The organism is Acinetobacter sp. CY17 (assembly GCF_059515825.1).
This window is the reverse complement of sequence record NZ_JCAKMX010000003.1, coordinates 148,486-163,470: the sequence shown is the minus strand read 5'-3', so window position 1 is coordinate 163,470 and position 14,985 is coordinate 148,486. Positions and strand designations below refer to the sequence as shown.

Here is a 14,985-nt window from a genome sequence, read left to right as displayed (position 1 = left end):
GTGGGGAGGGGGGCCAACCGCCCGGCTTGAACCGGATTCTGTGGTTTTGGAAGCTTTGGCCAAAAAAAAGCCCTCACACATGGAGGACTTTTATTTTCGTGTAAATACTGTGATTAGCTTTGTTTATCAGGCTTCACCTGCTGTGGCCATGCCTGGTCTAATCGTTCTGCATCAATTGCGTGTCCATCAGCTGCTGCTGCGATTGCTCCACCACGGTCTGCCATTGTTTTGAGTACGAAGTTGCAGGTCTTTCCATATTCAACGATGGCTTCATGGGTACCTGAGGACAAACGTTTGTTTGTATCACTGATCTGCTTTGACAACCGGTCAACAGCCAAAGCACTGTCACTGGCAGCAGCCAACGCAACTTGTAAGTTTTTATTTGCATTTCGTTCTGACTCCAAAAGTTGTTGCGACCATGCCTGCTCTACTTCATGCACTTCATTGGCACGTTGCGATGCAAGCAAATCACGTTGTGTTTCAGCTAAAGTTTTTTGTGATTCGAGTAAATCAATTTGATGTGACTTACTTGTGCAGTTGGTGACTGAAAACGCCAAAGCGATGGCCAAGGCAGCCATCACGATGAATTTCCAATTTTTAATTGCCAAAGCAATATTCATTATTGTTTTTCCTGTTTGAATTGAAGTTGATGAAACTCTTTGAAGCGGATGATCTGATCACCTGCCCATTCGTTCACTGTGTTAGCGAATAAATTTTGAAGTGGGACAATTTCGGAATACCAATAGGCTTCACGTGCTTCACTGATGGATCCGAAGCCACCTGCATTTGATGGAATGATTCCGAGAAGTTGTGGCGGTGTACGTTGGGATGCAAGAACGTCATCACGTGTGACATTTTTAATATTTAAGAATTCATCTTTGGCAGCCAATTCACTAATCGGAATCAGTTGTAAGCCATCCTTTTTTCCACCAGGTGCATGAAGAAATAAATTGCGGAAGTTACCTGGACCACGTGAATCTTTCATGGCTTGTTTCAGACCTTCCACGTCATCATCATCAATTCCTGAATCGGTCATGTATAAGATGAAGCCGGCATGAGATCCGTTGTTGTAGTACTTGCGACGGAATAAAGTTGCTGATTCGTTTAGCCAAACCGACTGAAGTGCAGCGATATATTCAGGGGTGCCATATATTTCTTGATCGACATCAATTCCTTTGATGTGACAAACGGTACCAGGTTTAAAAATGTGTTCTTCAAAACCATTCAGCAGCTGCAGAAATTCATTCGAGTTTTTCATGCGTCTGGTGTACTTGGCCATGAGTCCATCATAGTGATGTGGATCATTCAAACGATTGTCGATCCGTTGCAAATAGCCGTTTCCAAATACCAAGTAGTCAAAAGCTATTCGTTCAAATTCAGATGAACTAATCAATTTATTTGGCGTGAATGAAGACACCAGTTGATTCTTTTTATAAAACACTGCAGTCGACAAATAAGGCATTGCCTTAAAGGATTTTGCCAAAGCATTCATACTGATGTGTGGTTCGTAATAATTGCCACATAGCCATGTTTCATAAAACTGTGATAAGTCACGGCCATTCATCACCGGTTCTGCATCACCGAACGTAAATGCCTGCACTTTACTGTCGGACATTAGTAAATCTCCATAGAGGATTTTTTAGATTTTGTTTGGTCATCAAGGGTCAAAGGTTCATTAGCGAACGCATGGAAAATGGCAAAAGCCAAATCAGCATGACCGATGTTTTCTGCACGTGATGCTTCAAATGTCATTTGTCTTTGAGAAGCCGTCAGTGTTTTACGAATAGCCATAATTGACATGGCCACGTCAGTGGATCCGGCATCAAATTCAAAACGTCCTTTGTTGATCACATCCATTGCTTTCATGACTAATTGTGTTTTGACATCGACGCTATAATTGAAGGTCGTTAAATTTGGGAAGAATTCAAGAACGAGTTGAGCAACACCAGTACCCATACCCGATTTATCTAAACCAATATATTTGACGTTATATTTCGTCGTTAATTTCTTGATGTATTGCGCTTGGCTGGCAAAGTCCATGCCTTTGAACTGATGATGTTCAAGCAAACGGAATTTTGGATAATCAGGTTCAGGTGGTGCAATGACCACAAGCCCTGCACTATCGCCACTTTCGGCTGGGTCATATCCGATCCATACCGGTTTATTACCAAATGGACGAAGTGCCAACGGTTTAAAGTCTTTGGACCATACTTCCCATGAATCGACCATACATGGCTGAATGATGGATAGTGGAAATACACTGTGACCATCATCAACGAATTCACACATATATAAATTTGCGAATTCTTCAGGACTGTTTTCAGCAATGAGTTCATCAATATCGAATAGATCACAGCCTTGGCGTTCGGCATCCTGAATATTGACAATATGTCGCCACATTTTGTCGCCACATAAAGCACCGTCTCTTAAATTTGCGTGACTGGTGTCGATCTCAATTCGATTTTCTTTGCTGCGACCTTTATTGAAGGCATCCCCTGTCCAGAATGCATAGGCTTCATGCGTTTTACTGGATGGCGTGGAGAAATACGTTTTTTTGTACTGCTTTTGGGCAGCCATTGCCGATGCCACTTTTTTCAGTGTCGCAAAGCCATGCACCCAAAAGAATTCGTCAAAATATAAATCGCCATGGTATGACTGTGCTGTTTTAGCATTGGTACCCAAGAAAATCAGCTGAACAGTATTACCGCATGGAAGCGTGATTGAAATCGGATCGCCTTGCAGATCCACTTCAATGGATTGCATGACAAAGTTTTTGATGTAAGTTTTAAAGCCATGTGCCTGGGCTTTTGATGCAGACAAGAAAATTTGATTTCGACCAGTTGTGACAGCTTTGATCAATGCTTCACGTGCAAAATAGAAAGTCGCACCAATCTGACGAGATTTTAATAAGGCACGATTTCGCTGTTCACGAGCACGGTACCAAACTTTTTGATATTCAAATAAACCGTCATCAAAGTCTTCAAGAAGTTTTTCGACTTGTTCTTCAGTCAGTGCATTTGGCTGTTTTGGCTTACGTGGTCCAGCAGTTCTATTTTTGAGTTTTGGATTCAGATCAGTTTCATTGCCACCGTCAGAATATTTTTCGATTCTTGCCATGCGCTCAAGTTGGCGCATGAGTAAATCAATTTCTTTGAAATCACCAGGGGTTTTTTTCTCAAGAATAATCAGTTTGATTAATTGAGCAGTCAAAGCTTCACCCACACGACCGGCAGGTGCATCCTTATCCCATTCATCACGTGTTTTCCAAGCGTGAACATTTTTATCAGGTTCGTCGATGTGATCTGCAATCGAGCTGATTCGCCACCCCATCCAATACAAAAATTTTGCTAGAAGGCGCTTATCAAAGGTCACGTTTTTCGGGGTATTAAGTGCATTATCCATTGGCTCATTAAGCCAACACATCAGTTTTTATTCATTGCACTGATATTGTGAAATAGTGTTTATACAACCCAGTTTGATTGAATGTTATGGCTGTTCTTCCGATTCTGCTAACTACTTTAAATAGATTTTATCTATCGACAATAGACACAGGATTCAGAAATGAAGAAATCCAAATTTTTCCGTGTTGCTGTTGCTGGATCCACGACTGATGGTCGAGTGATTGAAGCGACATGGATTCAACAAATGGCTGACAGCTACGATCCAAATACATATACAGCCTTAGGCAATCTTGAACATTACCGTGGCTTTTCACCAAGTTCTGAATTTGGCACGTATGCAAAGGTCACTGCCTTAAAAGCTGAAGAAGTAGAAATCAACGGTACAAAAAAACTTGCTTTATTTGCCCAAGTTGATGCTTTCGATCAATTAATCGAACTGCACAATGCAGGTCAGAAATTATTTACTTCAATTGAGGTAAATCCAAATTTTGCTGATACCGGTAAAGCATATTTGGTGGGTCTTGCATTCACTGACACCCCTGCTTCATTAGGTACGCAAATCATGGAGTTTGCAGCACAAAAGCCTGAAGCAAACCCATTTGCAGGTCGTAAACAAGATGCAGCGAATTTGTTTACTGCAGCTGAAGAAGCATCAATCGAATTCGAAGAATCTGAATCACCAGGTATCTTCAAAAAGTTCATGGATTTGCTGAAGCCAAAACTAGAAGAAAAAGACAATAAAGATAACGGCAAATTCACGGAAATTACTCAGTGTCTTGACGAGGTTGCAAAAACCTTCAACGACACTCAGACCAAGTTGCAAAAGGTAGAAAATGAGTTTTCGGAACTTAAAACCAAGCATTCTAAATTGGAACAAGACTTCACTGATCTTAAAGCCAAATTAGAAGGCGAAGAAAATCCAGGTACACCACCTGCACCTGAAAACACTGGCAACTTCTCTGAACAAATCGAGTGCTAATAGTTTAATCACTGTCAGCAGTCTATAAATATTGCTTATAAGCGAGAAAAAAATGCGTAACGATACACGTAAAAAATTCAATCATAGTTTGGCAAAAGTTGCTGAACTAAACGGTGTTGAATCTGCACAGGTGCAATTCACAGTAGCACCTGCACCTGCTCAAAAAATGGAAGAAAAAATTCAGGCTTCAAGCGAATTTCTTCAAAAAATTAATGTCATGCCTGTCGATACTCAAACAGGTGAAGCAATTGGTTTATCTGTCAATAAAACAATTGCAGGTCGTACTGATACATCAGGCAATGGTGAACGTACTCCAACTGATCCGACTGGTTTAGGTTCAGACAAATACGAATGCAAGCAGACTGATTTTGATGTGGCGATTCCATATGCAAAACTTGATGCTTGGTCAGTTTTCGCAGACTTCCATCAACGTTGGACTAATGCCGTTGCTAAAGCAATTGCTTTGGACCGTATCATGATCGGTTTCAACGGTACATCTGCAGCAGCAACAACTGATCGTACTGTGAATACAAAACTGCAAGACGTGAATATTGGTTGGTTGCAAAAGATTCGTACTAATGCACCTGATCGTGTGATGTCAACAGTCACCGTGGGTGCAGCTGGTACATATAAAAACCTAGATGCTTTGGTGGTCGATGCAGTCAATGAATTAATTGATGAAGTTCACCAAGATGATACGGATCTCGTCGTGATCTGTGGTCGTTCACTGTTGGCTGACAAAAACTTCCCAATCGTGAATGATGCGTCTGACAATACCAATGTATTGGCTGGTCAGGTTTTATTAAGCCAAAAACAAATCGGTGGTTTACCTGCAGCACGTGTACCACACTTCCCTGATAATGCACTTTTGATCACGTCTTTTGACAACCTGTCAATCTACTATCAAAAAGATGCAAAACGTCGTTACATCCAAGAAAAACCAAGCAAAAACCGCATTGAAGATTATCAATCTTCCAATGAAGCGTATGTGATTGAAGCATACGAAAAAGTTGCATTGGTTGAAGGCATCACAATTCAATAATAGGTGATTTATGTTGAGTCCAGCTCGACGACATCGCCTTCAGGCTTTGGCAGCAAAAGAAGCTGCCAAGGCTGATGAATTTGGTGGTGTACGTCCAGACGCAAGCGTCTACCAATTACAACTGACCGAACTAAAAAATGACATTCATGTTTTACGTTCAATCCAGTCTCAAGACAAACGCGCTGAAGCAAAAAAAGAATTGATTCCAAAGCACATGCCTTATGTGTTGGGTGTCGTTCAGTCAGGCGCAAAAGTTGAACAAGATGAAGTGATCACCACCATCATGCTGTGGTGCTTTGACTGTGGCTTGTTCAGTCAAGGATTAAGCCTTGCTGAATATGCTTTAGAACAGAACTTAAAAATGCCTGATTCATTTAGTCGCAGTACTGCAAGTATTGTTGCTGAAGAAATTGGCAATGCTGCTCACAAAACCTATCAGGATGGCCAAGTATTTAAACTTGATGTTCTTGAAAAAGCGAATCAACTGACTGCCCACCATGACATGCACGACCAGATCCGTGCCAAATTATATTTGGCAATTGGTCGTACTTTCTTGCAGTTAGACCGTGGATCCGAAGCAGTAGCATTTATCAAAATGGCTATTGGAAAAAATGAAAACTGTGGCGGTAAAACGGATCTTAAAAAAGCTGAAAAGCTCTACAAAGAACAATTACAAAATTCACCTGAACCTATGCTGAATGCAGATGGTTCACAGGTCGTCGATGATCAAGGCAACTTGATGTTTCATTCGACGTAACGAGTGCCCCGCACCAACCGAGGGGCAGAATTGACGATGTAATGACATTTTTATGTGTAATTACAAACTCAATTCTCCACCCCTCAACTATTTGAGAATGACAATGACCGGACTAATTGCAAACGGCAACCGCAACAATGAAGATGTTGTCATCACCAGTGAAGATTTCTTTCCTGAAATTTCTTCAAAAGCCATTCGTGAAAAATTGCGCTTTGATAGTAGTGTCACCAATGAGCGTTTAATACCTGCCATCGAATCAGCCATCATTGAAGTGAATGATCAACTTGAATCTCTCACATCAAAAGCAGCCACACTTGCCCAACTCAGCACAAAAACCATTACTTCAGGTACCACCACAAAACCGATTACTGAAGTTTTATATTTCCGTGCCGTTGCTGCAGCTGTTGGTGCTGAACTGAATGAACAATATCGCGCTTATGACACCACAAATAATGGTGGCCAAAAAGCTGATGAACTGACACCGACCATTGATGACTATCGTCGTGATCTGCGCTTTGCCATTCGTGATTTAAAAAAAATTCGTCGTTTGAATGTGGAGCTGGTCTAAATGAAAACTGTTTATGCCCTTCAAGATGACACGGTTGACGCTATTTGTTGGCGCAATTATGGACGCTCATCTGGTGTGGTCGAAGCAGTACTTGAAGCCAATCCACATCTGTCTGCATTTGGTCCATTTCTTCCGATGGGTACCAAGGTTCAGTTACCAGAAATTCAAACCCAACAAAATAAAACGCAAAGCATTCAGCTTTGGGACTGAGAACAAAAATATGGCTGAACCAACCACATCAACCACTGTCGCAATTACCGCTTCTGCAGGATTGATATCACTCCTTCCATTCGTGAATGGTGATGCACTGTTTGGTGCCGTAATTGGTGCAGCATTTTTAGCATTTACCCAAGAGTCACTGAGCTATGGAAAACGTATTTTTTCTCTCATGTTATCCGTTGCCCTGGGCTATGCCTTAGCACCTGAAATTTCCAATCGTACAGGTATAAACAGTCACACGGTGATCGCTTGTTTCACCAGTATGTTTGCTTTACCGGTATTGGTCAAAGTCATGACGTGGGTCAATAAATCCACCCTGACAGAAATATTCAATACCACCTCAAAGTTCTTTTCTGCCCTGTCCAATACCTTTGGAAAGGAGAATAAAAAATGATGCAACTTATGTTGTCGCCATTGGCGCAAACTATTTTTTCAATCATTGCCGTGCTTTGTTATGTGGCATGTGCATTTCGTATTTTATGTTTTGACCGCCTTCATCTGCAGTCATGTTCGTTACGATTATTCGCAACTGTTTTAATTGGTGCATTCCTGGCACAAAGCATTCACATCATTTTCATCAAAGATCCAGTCACGATATGGGATTCAATTCTTGCTGTATTCTTATTGATCTTTATTTTTCGCAGTAAAGGCAATGTCGTTTCAATGTTACGGAGCACCCCATGAGTATTTTAAAAATTGGATCGAAAGGTTTAGCCGTCATTGAATTGCAAAAGCTACTCATCAAAGCCGGCATGACAGGAAAAAATAAAAAGCCACTTTCAGCTGATGGTGACTTTGGTGAAAATACCGAATATGCCGTCATTCAATTTCAGAAATTAAAAAACCTGAAAGTCGATGGCTTGGTCGGTGACTACACATTAAAAGCATTACGTGGCGAAGACACCAGTAAACTTTTAAAAGAAAGTGATCTGGTCGCAGGTGCAAAACGTTTATGTGTACCTGTCATCGTGATCAAAGCGATTGCTGAAGTTGAAACACTGGGTGAAGGTTACTTACCAAATGGTAAACCGAAAATCTTATTTGAACGTCATCGCATGTATTTCTATTTGAATCAGAAATTCGGCAAAACCAAAGCCAATGCATTGATGGCCAAACATCCGAATATTGTGAATACAAAAACAGGTGGTTATCACGGTGGATCTGCTGAGTACACACGTTTAAGTCAAGCAAAACAGCTTGATGAATCGTGTGCGTTGCAATCTGCTAGTTGGGGCCGTTTTCAGCTGATGGGTGAGAATTGGAAAGACCTTGGCTATAAATCTGTGCAAGATTTTGTGGCTCAACATGAACAAAGTGAAAGCCTGCAGTTTGAAGCATTCCTTCGTTACTGTGAAAACAAGTCTGGTGAAGTGGATGATAAGCATTGGAAGTTGATCGATGCATTACGTCAAGAAAATTGGCATGTGGTTTTTACACTGTATAACGGTCGAAATTATAAAAAATTAGGCTATGACAGCAAATTTTTACGTGTGATGAATCGCCTCGATCCAAACTATAAGAGTGCTAAAGCTGCATGAAAAAGCCACATCATTTAAGAGAATATCTATTAAAAGCGATTCCTGATCTAAGCCCTGATCAGGACCGCTTACTAATTTTTGCAAACCAAGGCAGCTTGCGAAGCACGATGGCAGGCGGTTTTAGTTTTGAGCAGTCATATACGCTTGATGTCATTATCACAGATTATGCCGGTGATATTGATGTGATTGGTGTTGTGCTGTTCACATGGATTGCAGAACATCAATCTGAGCTCATGGCCAACCATGAAAAAGGCAAACAGTCGATCACCTTTGAAGCTGAATTAATTGATAACAGTAAATACGATATCAACTTTCAAATTCCACTGACTGAACGTGTCATTGTGAAAAAGAATGACGAAGGAAAACTTGAATTAAGTTATCCGGCTGAACCGCAATACACACCATTTGAAGAACCTACAAACGTCATACTGACTGATTCATCTGGTCATCAATTGGCATCATGGACCACAGCTAAAAAAGAAGGTTATTCAATGGCGTTTATGCCACCAGGTAAAAATCCATGAGCAGCAATGTACTTGAATTGGCCAATTATCTTCAGCCGTTATTAGAACGGCTGTCGATGGGTGAACGTGCAAGACTTGCCAAACAAATTGGTCGTGATTTAAGAAAAAGCCAAGGAAAGCGAATTTCTGAACAGAAAAATACTGACGGATCTAGTTATACCCCACGACGTAAACGCCTACGTGAGCAAAAAGGCAAAATCAAAAGAAAAATGTTCACAAAAATAAAGAATACGAGCAATTTAAAAGTACTCAGCAATGCAGATTCTATTGCAATTGGCTTTGTCGGTCGTGTCGCTAGAATTGCACGTGTGCACCAGGAAGGTTTAAAAGATCGTGCAGAAAAAGGTGCACCAGATGTGGTCTATCCAAAACGTGAATTACTTGGTTTTACTGAACAAGACATTAAATTGGTTGAAGATTCATTCCTAAAACATATCAAACTTTAAATTCTTTCATCTTGTGAAAATAGGTTTATACAACTTTACTCAGCTGAAATGTAGAAATCTATAAAGCAAAGTGTTGGCATGAGTGCTGACCTTAATCGTCGTCTTGAAAATCTAATTCGTTTTGGAACTATCAAGACCATCAATCCGTCTAAACCAATTCCACGAGTCATTGTTAATCTTGGCGATATCGACACGCCTGAAATTCGCTGTATGAATGTACGTTCAGGTGCAGATGCCACGTGGGATATGCCATCGGATGGTGAAGAATGCGTGGTTGTATCACCTTGCGGTGAAATTGGTCAAACAAGTTTTGTCTTGTACGGCTTTTATAACGACGACCACCCTGCACCGTCTGATGATCTCAATCAAAAAATCCGCATGTTTGCTGATGGCTGTGTCATCGCTTATGACGTATCAGCACATCATCTGTCTGCAATTTTACCAAGTGGCGGTACTGCTGTTTTGACTGCTGATGGTGGTGTCATTGTGAATGGAAATACAACTATTAATGGTGATTTAACCCTAAACGGTAATCAAACAACAAATGGCAGCACAGTCATTAGTGGCAATCACACCGTAGGTGGAAGTCAGTTGGTGCAAGGATCCAGTCATTCAACCGGTCATTTCAGCACTGAAGATGATGTCACTGCTGGAGATATCAGCCTGAAAAATCATTTGACCTCAGGTGTTCAACCTGGTTCGGGAACTTCTGGAGAACCAATTCCATGATGTCACGTGAGCAAGGCGCAATGGTTGCCGATGAATTAGATCAGATCCGTCAATCTATCCACGATATTTTGACCACGCCAATTGGCTCACGTGTCATGCGTCGTGAATATGGTTCGCTTATTCCACAGCTGATTGATGCACCCTTTAATGAAATTACGGCATTACAGCTTAAAGCTGCCACAGCAAATGCCATTTTGCAGTGGGAACCACGTGTCATGCCAAATTCAATTTCTCTCTATGAATCTGAAGGTGGTCGTCATGTTCTTGATTTAGATCTGACCATGACTTCAAACAATCAAAACCAATCTTTAAAAATCCCATTGGATCTTGGTGCAACTTTATAAGTGATCAACAAATGGCAAATTCAAATTTAACCGCAATTGATTTATCACAGCTGAATCCACCTGATGTGGTGCGTCAGATTGATTTTGAGACCATTTTAAAAGAAGGTCTTGAAGACTTTTATCAGCGCATGGAAGAAGTTCAGCCAAATTTTCCACGTTATCTTGAGTCAGATCCAGCTATGAAGCTGGCTGAAGCTTTTGCTTATCGTGAAATGTTGATCCGTAAAGAATCTAATGAACAAGCTTTAGCAGTACTGCTTGCATTTGCAAAAGACAATGATCTTGATCACAAAGCAGCTGAACGAAATCTTCAACGTCGAATCATCAGCCCTGCCACAGACACCACACCTGAAATCAAAGAATCAAATGAGTCTTTGCGTAAACGTGTGCAGTTGGCACCTGAAGGTCAAACGACCGCAGGCAGTGAAGGATCTTATATTTTTCACGGTTTAAATGCTGACCCACGTGTCAAAGACATTTACCCATATGCCCCATTAGATGAAACCGGCAATCCAACTGGCATTTGCAATATTTATGTTCTTTCAAATGAAAGTGATGGTACTGCACCAGAAGATTTACTCAATGTTGTAAGTGCTGCACTAAATGCGAAGTCAGTACGACCTTTGACAGACAAGCCAATCATTTATTCAGCATCGATTTTAAATTACAGCATTGATGCTGAGATCTTTATTGATGAAGGTCCAGATGAAAATATTGTCTTAGACAGCTGCTATAAGGCAGCCCAAGAATATACAAAAAAAAGTCACTCATTTAATGACGGCATTTCACTGTCAGGTATTTATCAAGCATTGCATCAGCCTGGTGTAAGTCGAGTCAACCTGATTTCACCTGCAGGTAATATCGATACATCCATTGGTCAAGTGGCTTTTTGCACTGGCATCAATATTGTGAGGGCAACTGTATGAATAAGCTCTTGCCCCCAAACTCCACCAAGTTTGAAATGAATTTTGAAACTGCATTTGCACGTGTTTCAAATGTTGAAATCAATATTCGCAGTTTCAATGACCCAATGAATGCCCCAGTTGAAGTTCTGCCTTGGTTAGCATGGGAACGTTCAGTTGATGTGTGGAATAAAAACTGGTCGGATGCACAGAAACGTCAAGTGATTAAAACTTCACTTTATAACCATTCTATTAAAGGCACAGTCGAATCACTTGAAGTCGCTTTGAACTCGTTAGGCTTTCCAGTAATCGTCCAAGAATGGTTCAACATGGTGCCGGTCGGCAAGCCATATACATTCAAGCTCTACATCCAAACCAGTCAAGACAGCGTTTCTGTCACAGATTACAAAGAATTATTCAAAGTGGTTCGTGCTTATAAAAACCTACGTTCGCACTTAGTCGATACCACTGTCTTACTAGAAAGCCCATCAAATCTGCAAGTCAATGCCATGACTCAATCTGGCCATGAATCTGAATTTTTGAAGTCAGCTGGAGGATTGCATTTAGATGGAACTTGGGCACTAGACGGTACTAAAAAATTGAATGGAGTAGATATGTAATGGCAAATTTAGAAGCACAACCAAAGTGGTCATCAGTGCGCCTACTTGAAGCGCATGAACTTGCACGTGGTGGCCTTAACGGAAATATGAATGAGCAAGCCACAGCATTGCTCGCACGTACTGAATGGTTGGATCAGCAAAAAGCGAGTAAGTCTGAAATTGTGCAAGGGCATTATGAATTTAATACTTATGCAGAATTCAATGCAATTAAATCAACTTTGCCTTTAAATTGTACTGTCATTATCAATGAAATGCCGACGGGAACACAAACATGGGGACAAGGAACAAACCGCTGGAACGGCACAACGCTGACAAAGAGTGCTTATGATCCATTGACGCAGTCAAAAAAATATACAGATGAAAATAAAGCGCGTTATACGAGTGTCAATGTAGCCACTAACCCGGTCATTACGGATGCTCTATCGAAGTTTCAAATTCTGACATTTTGGGGGACGCTAACAAAAGATACTGAAGTAATTTTCCCAAAGCATACGGCTAATTATGTTTTGCAAAATTCTGTAACCATGGCTGGTTTTAAACTCACAATTAAAACAGAAGGTCAAACAACGCCAGCACTCGAATTTCCTGCTACATCACGTAAAGTTGTATTCAATACAGGTACAGCCCTTTTCGATGTTGGCCATGATAAAGCAGAGCTAAAATCACCTAATTTCACTGGTACACCTACCGCGCCCACGCCTTCAACAACATCAAATGATGGTACGCTATCTACAACTAAGTACGTCAAAGATTTTGTGGATGAAAAGTTTAATAGGTTAGCGAATGTAAGCATAGGTAGTGCGGTTGGTGATGTTGTACTAAACGATTTTCAACTGCGCTCTGGTATCTTAAATATTTTTGGCAATCCGCCTGAACCTGTTAATCTTGTGTTCCCTGATGATACAAACAAGACGTACTTGGTGCGCCTGGGCGTTCTGCCGTCTACGGTCGTCCGAGCTAAGTTAGCCGGTACAAGCACTACGATTGAATTGAGCAGGGGCAGTTTCTACCTAGTTGTAAACTCACTTGGTTTTACAGTACCTTATGACAGCAAGGCGGATAGTGACTCACCTAGTTTTACAGGTACGCCTAAATCATTTAAAACACCAATCACCTCATCATCAGATGAAACAGTAGCAAACACCCTATATGTAAAAAGGGCAATCCACAGTGTTAGCACTGTAAATATTAGTGATGCTACAACACAACTCACAGGACTTGATAGCAATACTGTTGTCATAGAAGGTACTTTAACTCAAAGCAGAGAGTTGGTAATAACTGAGGCGTTATTTAGCTGTACGATTATCAATAAAACCACTGGCGGTAAAGATATTATACTCAAGGGTACAGGACAGAATGACCCACAAACTTATGTATCCATTAAGCCAAATAAAGGTAAGAAGGTTTATACAAAAGGTACAGTGGTCTACGAGGCTTTAGGTGGTGACGCTAGTAGTCAACTACCCGTCGCCACGGCTAATGCGCTGGGTGGTATAAAAGTTGGTAGTGGTTTGACTATAACGCCATCAGGTACTTTGAGTGTTACAGGTTCTACAGTTGCTACTCCTTTAAAATTTGCAGGTAACTTTTTAAATGGACGTAGTTATGCTGTTGGTGATGTAGTACGTCACGGCTCAGGTGTGTATCAAGTAACCGATAACGTAACACAAGCTGAGTCGCCACAAAATGACGCTAGATTTACAAAGATAGGACATAACGAGGCAGCAGGTGAATTAGGCGAAGTTGATGTATTATCCAACACGCTAGAATATATAACGTATTCGTCGGAAGTCCCTTACTTACTATCTAAAGGGGGTAATTTAGTATTTAGCCGAGGCACTAACAAGATAGGGGTATCTAAAGACTACGGTAGAACTTGGCTAGCTACAGGGGTGTTAAGCCTACCTTCAGGCTATTGGGTAAAATGGATTGACGAGACAGACGACGGCGAACTTCTTTGTGGTGTAGGTCAATTAGACTCACCAAATCCCGATAAAGCTATACTGTATAAATCTAAAGGTTGGAATGAGGTTTCGAATCTTACGCCTGAATGGGAGGTAGTACATACCATTCAGCGTAAGGGGACCGTAGTAGTTGAGTGGGGAATTAGTCATCATAATAATATTGTGCTAATGGCCGAGTATGGATTACAAAAAGGCAGAGATGGTAATAGTGATGAGGAATACGGAAAGTATGCATACCTATCTAAAGACTACGGAAAGACGTGGAAAACCATTTTTAATTTAGATGATTTTGTTACTACAAACGGAGTACACCTGCATGGCATATGTTTTGACCCATATTGGAATAGAATTTGGATTAGTCACGGCGACGGTGCAAGTGGAGGTACTAACGGACTTTATTACTCAGATGACTTAGGGGTAACGTGGGTTAGTGCATTGGCGACGTCAGGCGCAGGCGTTAATTTTACGCAATCAGTCGGTATAACAGCCTTACCAACTTGTATCTTGTTTGCGTCTGACAGCGCACCCAATGGTGTGCAGCGTATAGACAGGGCGCAGGGTCGTACACCCGTTAAGGGTTACTACACCGTAGAAGGAGCATATATCGTTCCCGATAGTAACCCAACAGGATTGAGTCAGATACTTACCACAGGGTACAAGGCACAGTGGTTGCCAAACGCCCCGTATATATGGGTCTACGCAGCAGAGACTATAGAAGGCAAGATTGGTTGTGTTTTGTCGTGGGACGGTTGGATTTTCCACGAAATTTGGGTTTCTGACGTTAAATACAGCCCGAGTACAGGAGCTAAGTCTGTGGTTGGTATAACCCCTGAAAACACTATTATTGTATCAGGGACGGGTGATGGTGTAGGTGGGGATAACTCTAAAAAGTGGAAAAGAACTATAAAAGTGTCTTTGGACGCGGTTTAGTAGTACCTGCTACAGGTAGTGT

The 14,985-nt window shown here is 41.2% G+C and carries 18 protein-coding genes; 15 read left to right on the top strand and 3 right to left on the bottom strand.

Annotated elements, in window-relative coordinates; translation table 11 throughout:
- Positions 1-113: 113 nt before the first annotated feature.
- From AC5YCI_RS03620 to AC5YCI_RS03610, 3 genes are read right to left on the bottom strand one after another with little or no spacing between them, the layout of a single operon-like run.
- Entirely contained in the window at positions 114-620 is a 507-nt protein-coding gene (locus AC5YCI_RS03620) for a hypothetical protein (RefSeq protein WP_496175242.1), read from the bottom strand.
- Positions 620-1,615, bottom strand: a complete 996-nt coding sequence (locus tag AC5YCI_RS03615; RefSeq protein ID WP_405264838.1) for a phage portal protein — start codon at positions 1,613-1,615, stop codon at positions 620-622. The genes AC5YCI_RS03620 and AC5YCI_RS03615 overlap by 1 nt, the downstream gene beginning before the upstream one ends.
- The gene (locus tag AC5YCI_RS03610) at positions 1,615-3,402 is read right to left on the bottom strand and encodes a terminase large subunit domain-containing protein (protein WP_496175241.1); all 1,788 of its coding nucleotides are present in this window, start codon (positions 3,400-3,402) and stop codon (positions 1,615-1,617) included. The genes AC5YCI_RS03615 and AC5YCI_RS03610 overlap by 1 nt, the downstream gene beginning before the upstream one ends.
- 159 nt (positions 3,403-3,561) lie before the next feature.
- On the opposite strand from AC5YCI_RS03610, the gene AC5YCI_RS03605 reads away from it, so the two are divergent.
- The 15 genes from AC5YCI_RS03605 to AC5YCI_RS03535 all read left to right on the top strand — a co-directional run bounded on the left by AC5YCI_RS03605 (position 3,562) and on the right by AC5YCI_RS03535 (position 14,963).
- Complete coding sequence (locus AC5YCI_RS03605) at positions 3,562-4,380, top strand: GPO family capsid scaffolding protein (protein ID WP_496175240.1); 819 nt, start codon at positions 3,562-3,564, stop codon at positions 4,378-4,380.
- 52 nt (positions 4,381-4,432) lie between these two features.
- Positions 4,433-5,422, top strand: a complete 990-nt coding sequence (locus tag AC5YCI_RS03600; protein ID WP_005267272.1) for a phage major capsid protein, P2 family — start codon at positions 4,433-4,435, stop codon at positions 5,420-5,422.
- Between the two features lie 10 nt (positions 5,423-5,432).
- Positions 5,433-6,179, top strand: coding sequence for a phage terminase small subunit (gene gpM / locus AC5YCI_RS03595; protein WP_496175239.1), 747 nt, complete (start codon positions 5,433-5,435; stop codon positions 6,177-6,179).
- A 103-nt stretch (positions 6,180-6,282) separates the two neighbouring features.
- The gene (locus AC5YCI_RS03590; RefSeq protein ID WP_005267274.1) at positions 6,283-6,747 is read left to right on the top strand and encodes a head completion/stabilization protein; all 465 of its coding nucleotides are present in this window, start codon (positions 6,283-6,285) and stop codon (positions 6,745-6,747) included.
- Complete coding sequence (locus AC5YCI_RS03585; protein WP_005267282.1) at positions 6,748-6,957, top strand: tail protein X; 210 nt, start codon at positions 6,748-6,750, stop codon at positions 6,955-6,957. It abuts the gene before it with no gap.
- Between the two features lie 10 nt (positions 6,958-6,967).
- Positions 6,968-7,360 (top strand): putative holin, encoded by a 393-nt coding sequence (locus AC5YCI_RS03580; RefSeq protein ID WP_496175238.1) that lies wholly within the window; start codon positions 6,968-6,970, stop codon positions 7,358-7,360.
- Positions 7,357-7,650, top strand: a complete 294-nt coding sequence (locus tag AC5YCI_RS03575) for a phage holin family protein (protein WP_005267286.1) — start codon at positions 7,357-7,359, stop codon at positions 7,648-7,650. Before AC5YCI_RS03580 ends, AC5YCI_RS03575 begins: the two co-directional genes overlap by 4 nt.
- Complete coding sequence (locus AC5YCI_RS03570; protein ID WP_005267288.1) at positions 7,647-8,504, top strand: N-acetylmuramidase domain-containing protein; 858 nt, start codon at positions 7,647-7,649, stop codon at positions 8,502-8,504. Before AC5YCI_RS03575 ends, AC5YCI_RS03570 begins: the two co-directional genes overlap by 4 nt.
- Positions 8,501-9,028, top strand: a complete 528-nt coding sequence (locus AC5YCI_RS03565; RefSeq protein ID WP_496175237.1) for a phage tail protein — start codon at positions 8,501-8,503, stop codon at positions 9,026-9,028. Before AC5YCI_RS03570 ends, AC5YCI_RS03565 begins: the two co-directional genes overlap by 4 nt.
- Positions 9,025-9,474, top strand: a complete 450-nt coding sequence (locus tag AC5YCI_RS03560; protein ID WP_195728621.1) for a phage virion morphogenesis protein — start codon at positions 9,025-9,027, stop codon at positions 9,472-9,474. The genes AC5YCI_RS03565 and AC5YCI_RS03560 overlap by 4 nt, the downstream gene beginning before the upstream one ends.
- Before the next feature lie 78 nt (positions 9,475-9,552).
- Positions 9,553-10,203 carry a phage baseplate assembly protein V gene (locus AC5YCI_RS03555; RefSeq protein ID WP_496175236.1) on the top strand — a complete coding sequence of 217 codons (651 nt, stop codon included), beginning with the start codon at positions 9,553-9,555 and terminating at the stop codon, positions 10,201-10,203.
- Entirely contained in the window at positions 10,200-10,547 is a 348-nt protein-coding gene (locus AC5YCI_RS03550; protein WP_248603546.1) for a GPW/gp25 family protein, read from the top strand. The genes AC5YCI_RS03555 and AC5YCI_RS03550 overlap by 4 nt, the downstream gene beginning before the upstream one ends.
- 11 nt (positions 10,548-10,558) lie before the next feature.
- A complete protein-coding gene (locus AC5YCI_RS03545; protein WP_346811605.1) occupies positions 10,559-11,473 on the top strand; it encodes a baseplate assembly protein in 915 nt (304 codons plus the stop codon).
- Positions 11,470-12,069, top strand: coding sequence for a phage tail protein I (locus AC5YCI_RS03540; RefSeq protein ID WP_496175235.1), 600 nt, complete (start codon positions 11,470-11,472; stop codon positions 12,067-12,069). The genes AC5YCI_RS03545 and AC5YCI_RS03540 overlap by 4 nt, the downstream gene beginning before the upstream one ends.
- Positions 12,069-14,963 (top strand): beta propeller repeat protein, encoded by a 2,895-nt coding sequence (locus tag AC5YCI_RS03535; protein ID WP_496175234.1) that lies wholly within the window; start codon positions 12,069-12,071, stop codon positions 14,961-14,963. The genes AC5YCI_RS03540 and AC5YCI_RS03535 overlap by 1 nt, the downstream gene beginning before the upstream one ends.
- Positions 14,964-14,985: the final 22 nt, after the last annotated feature.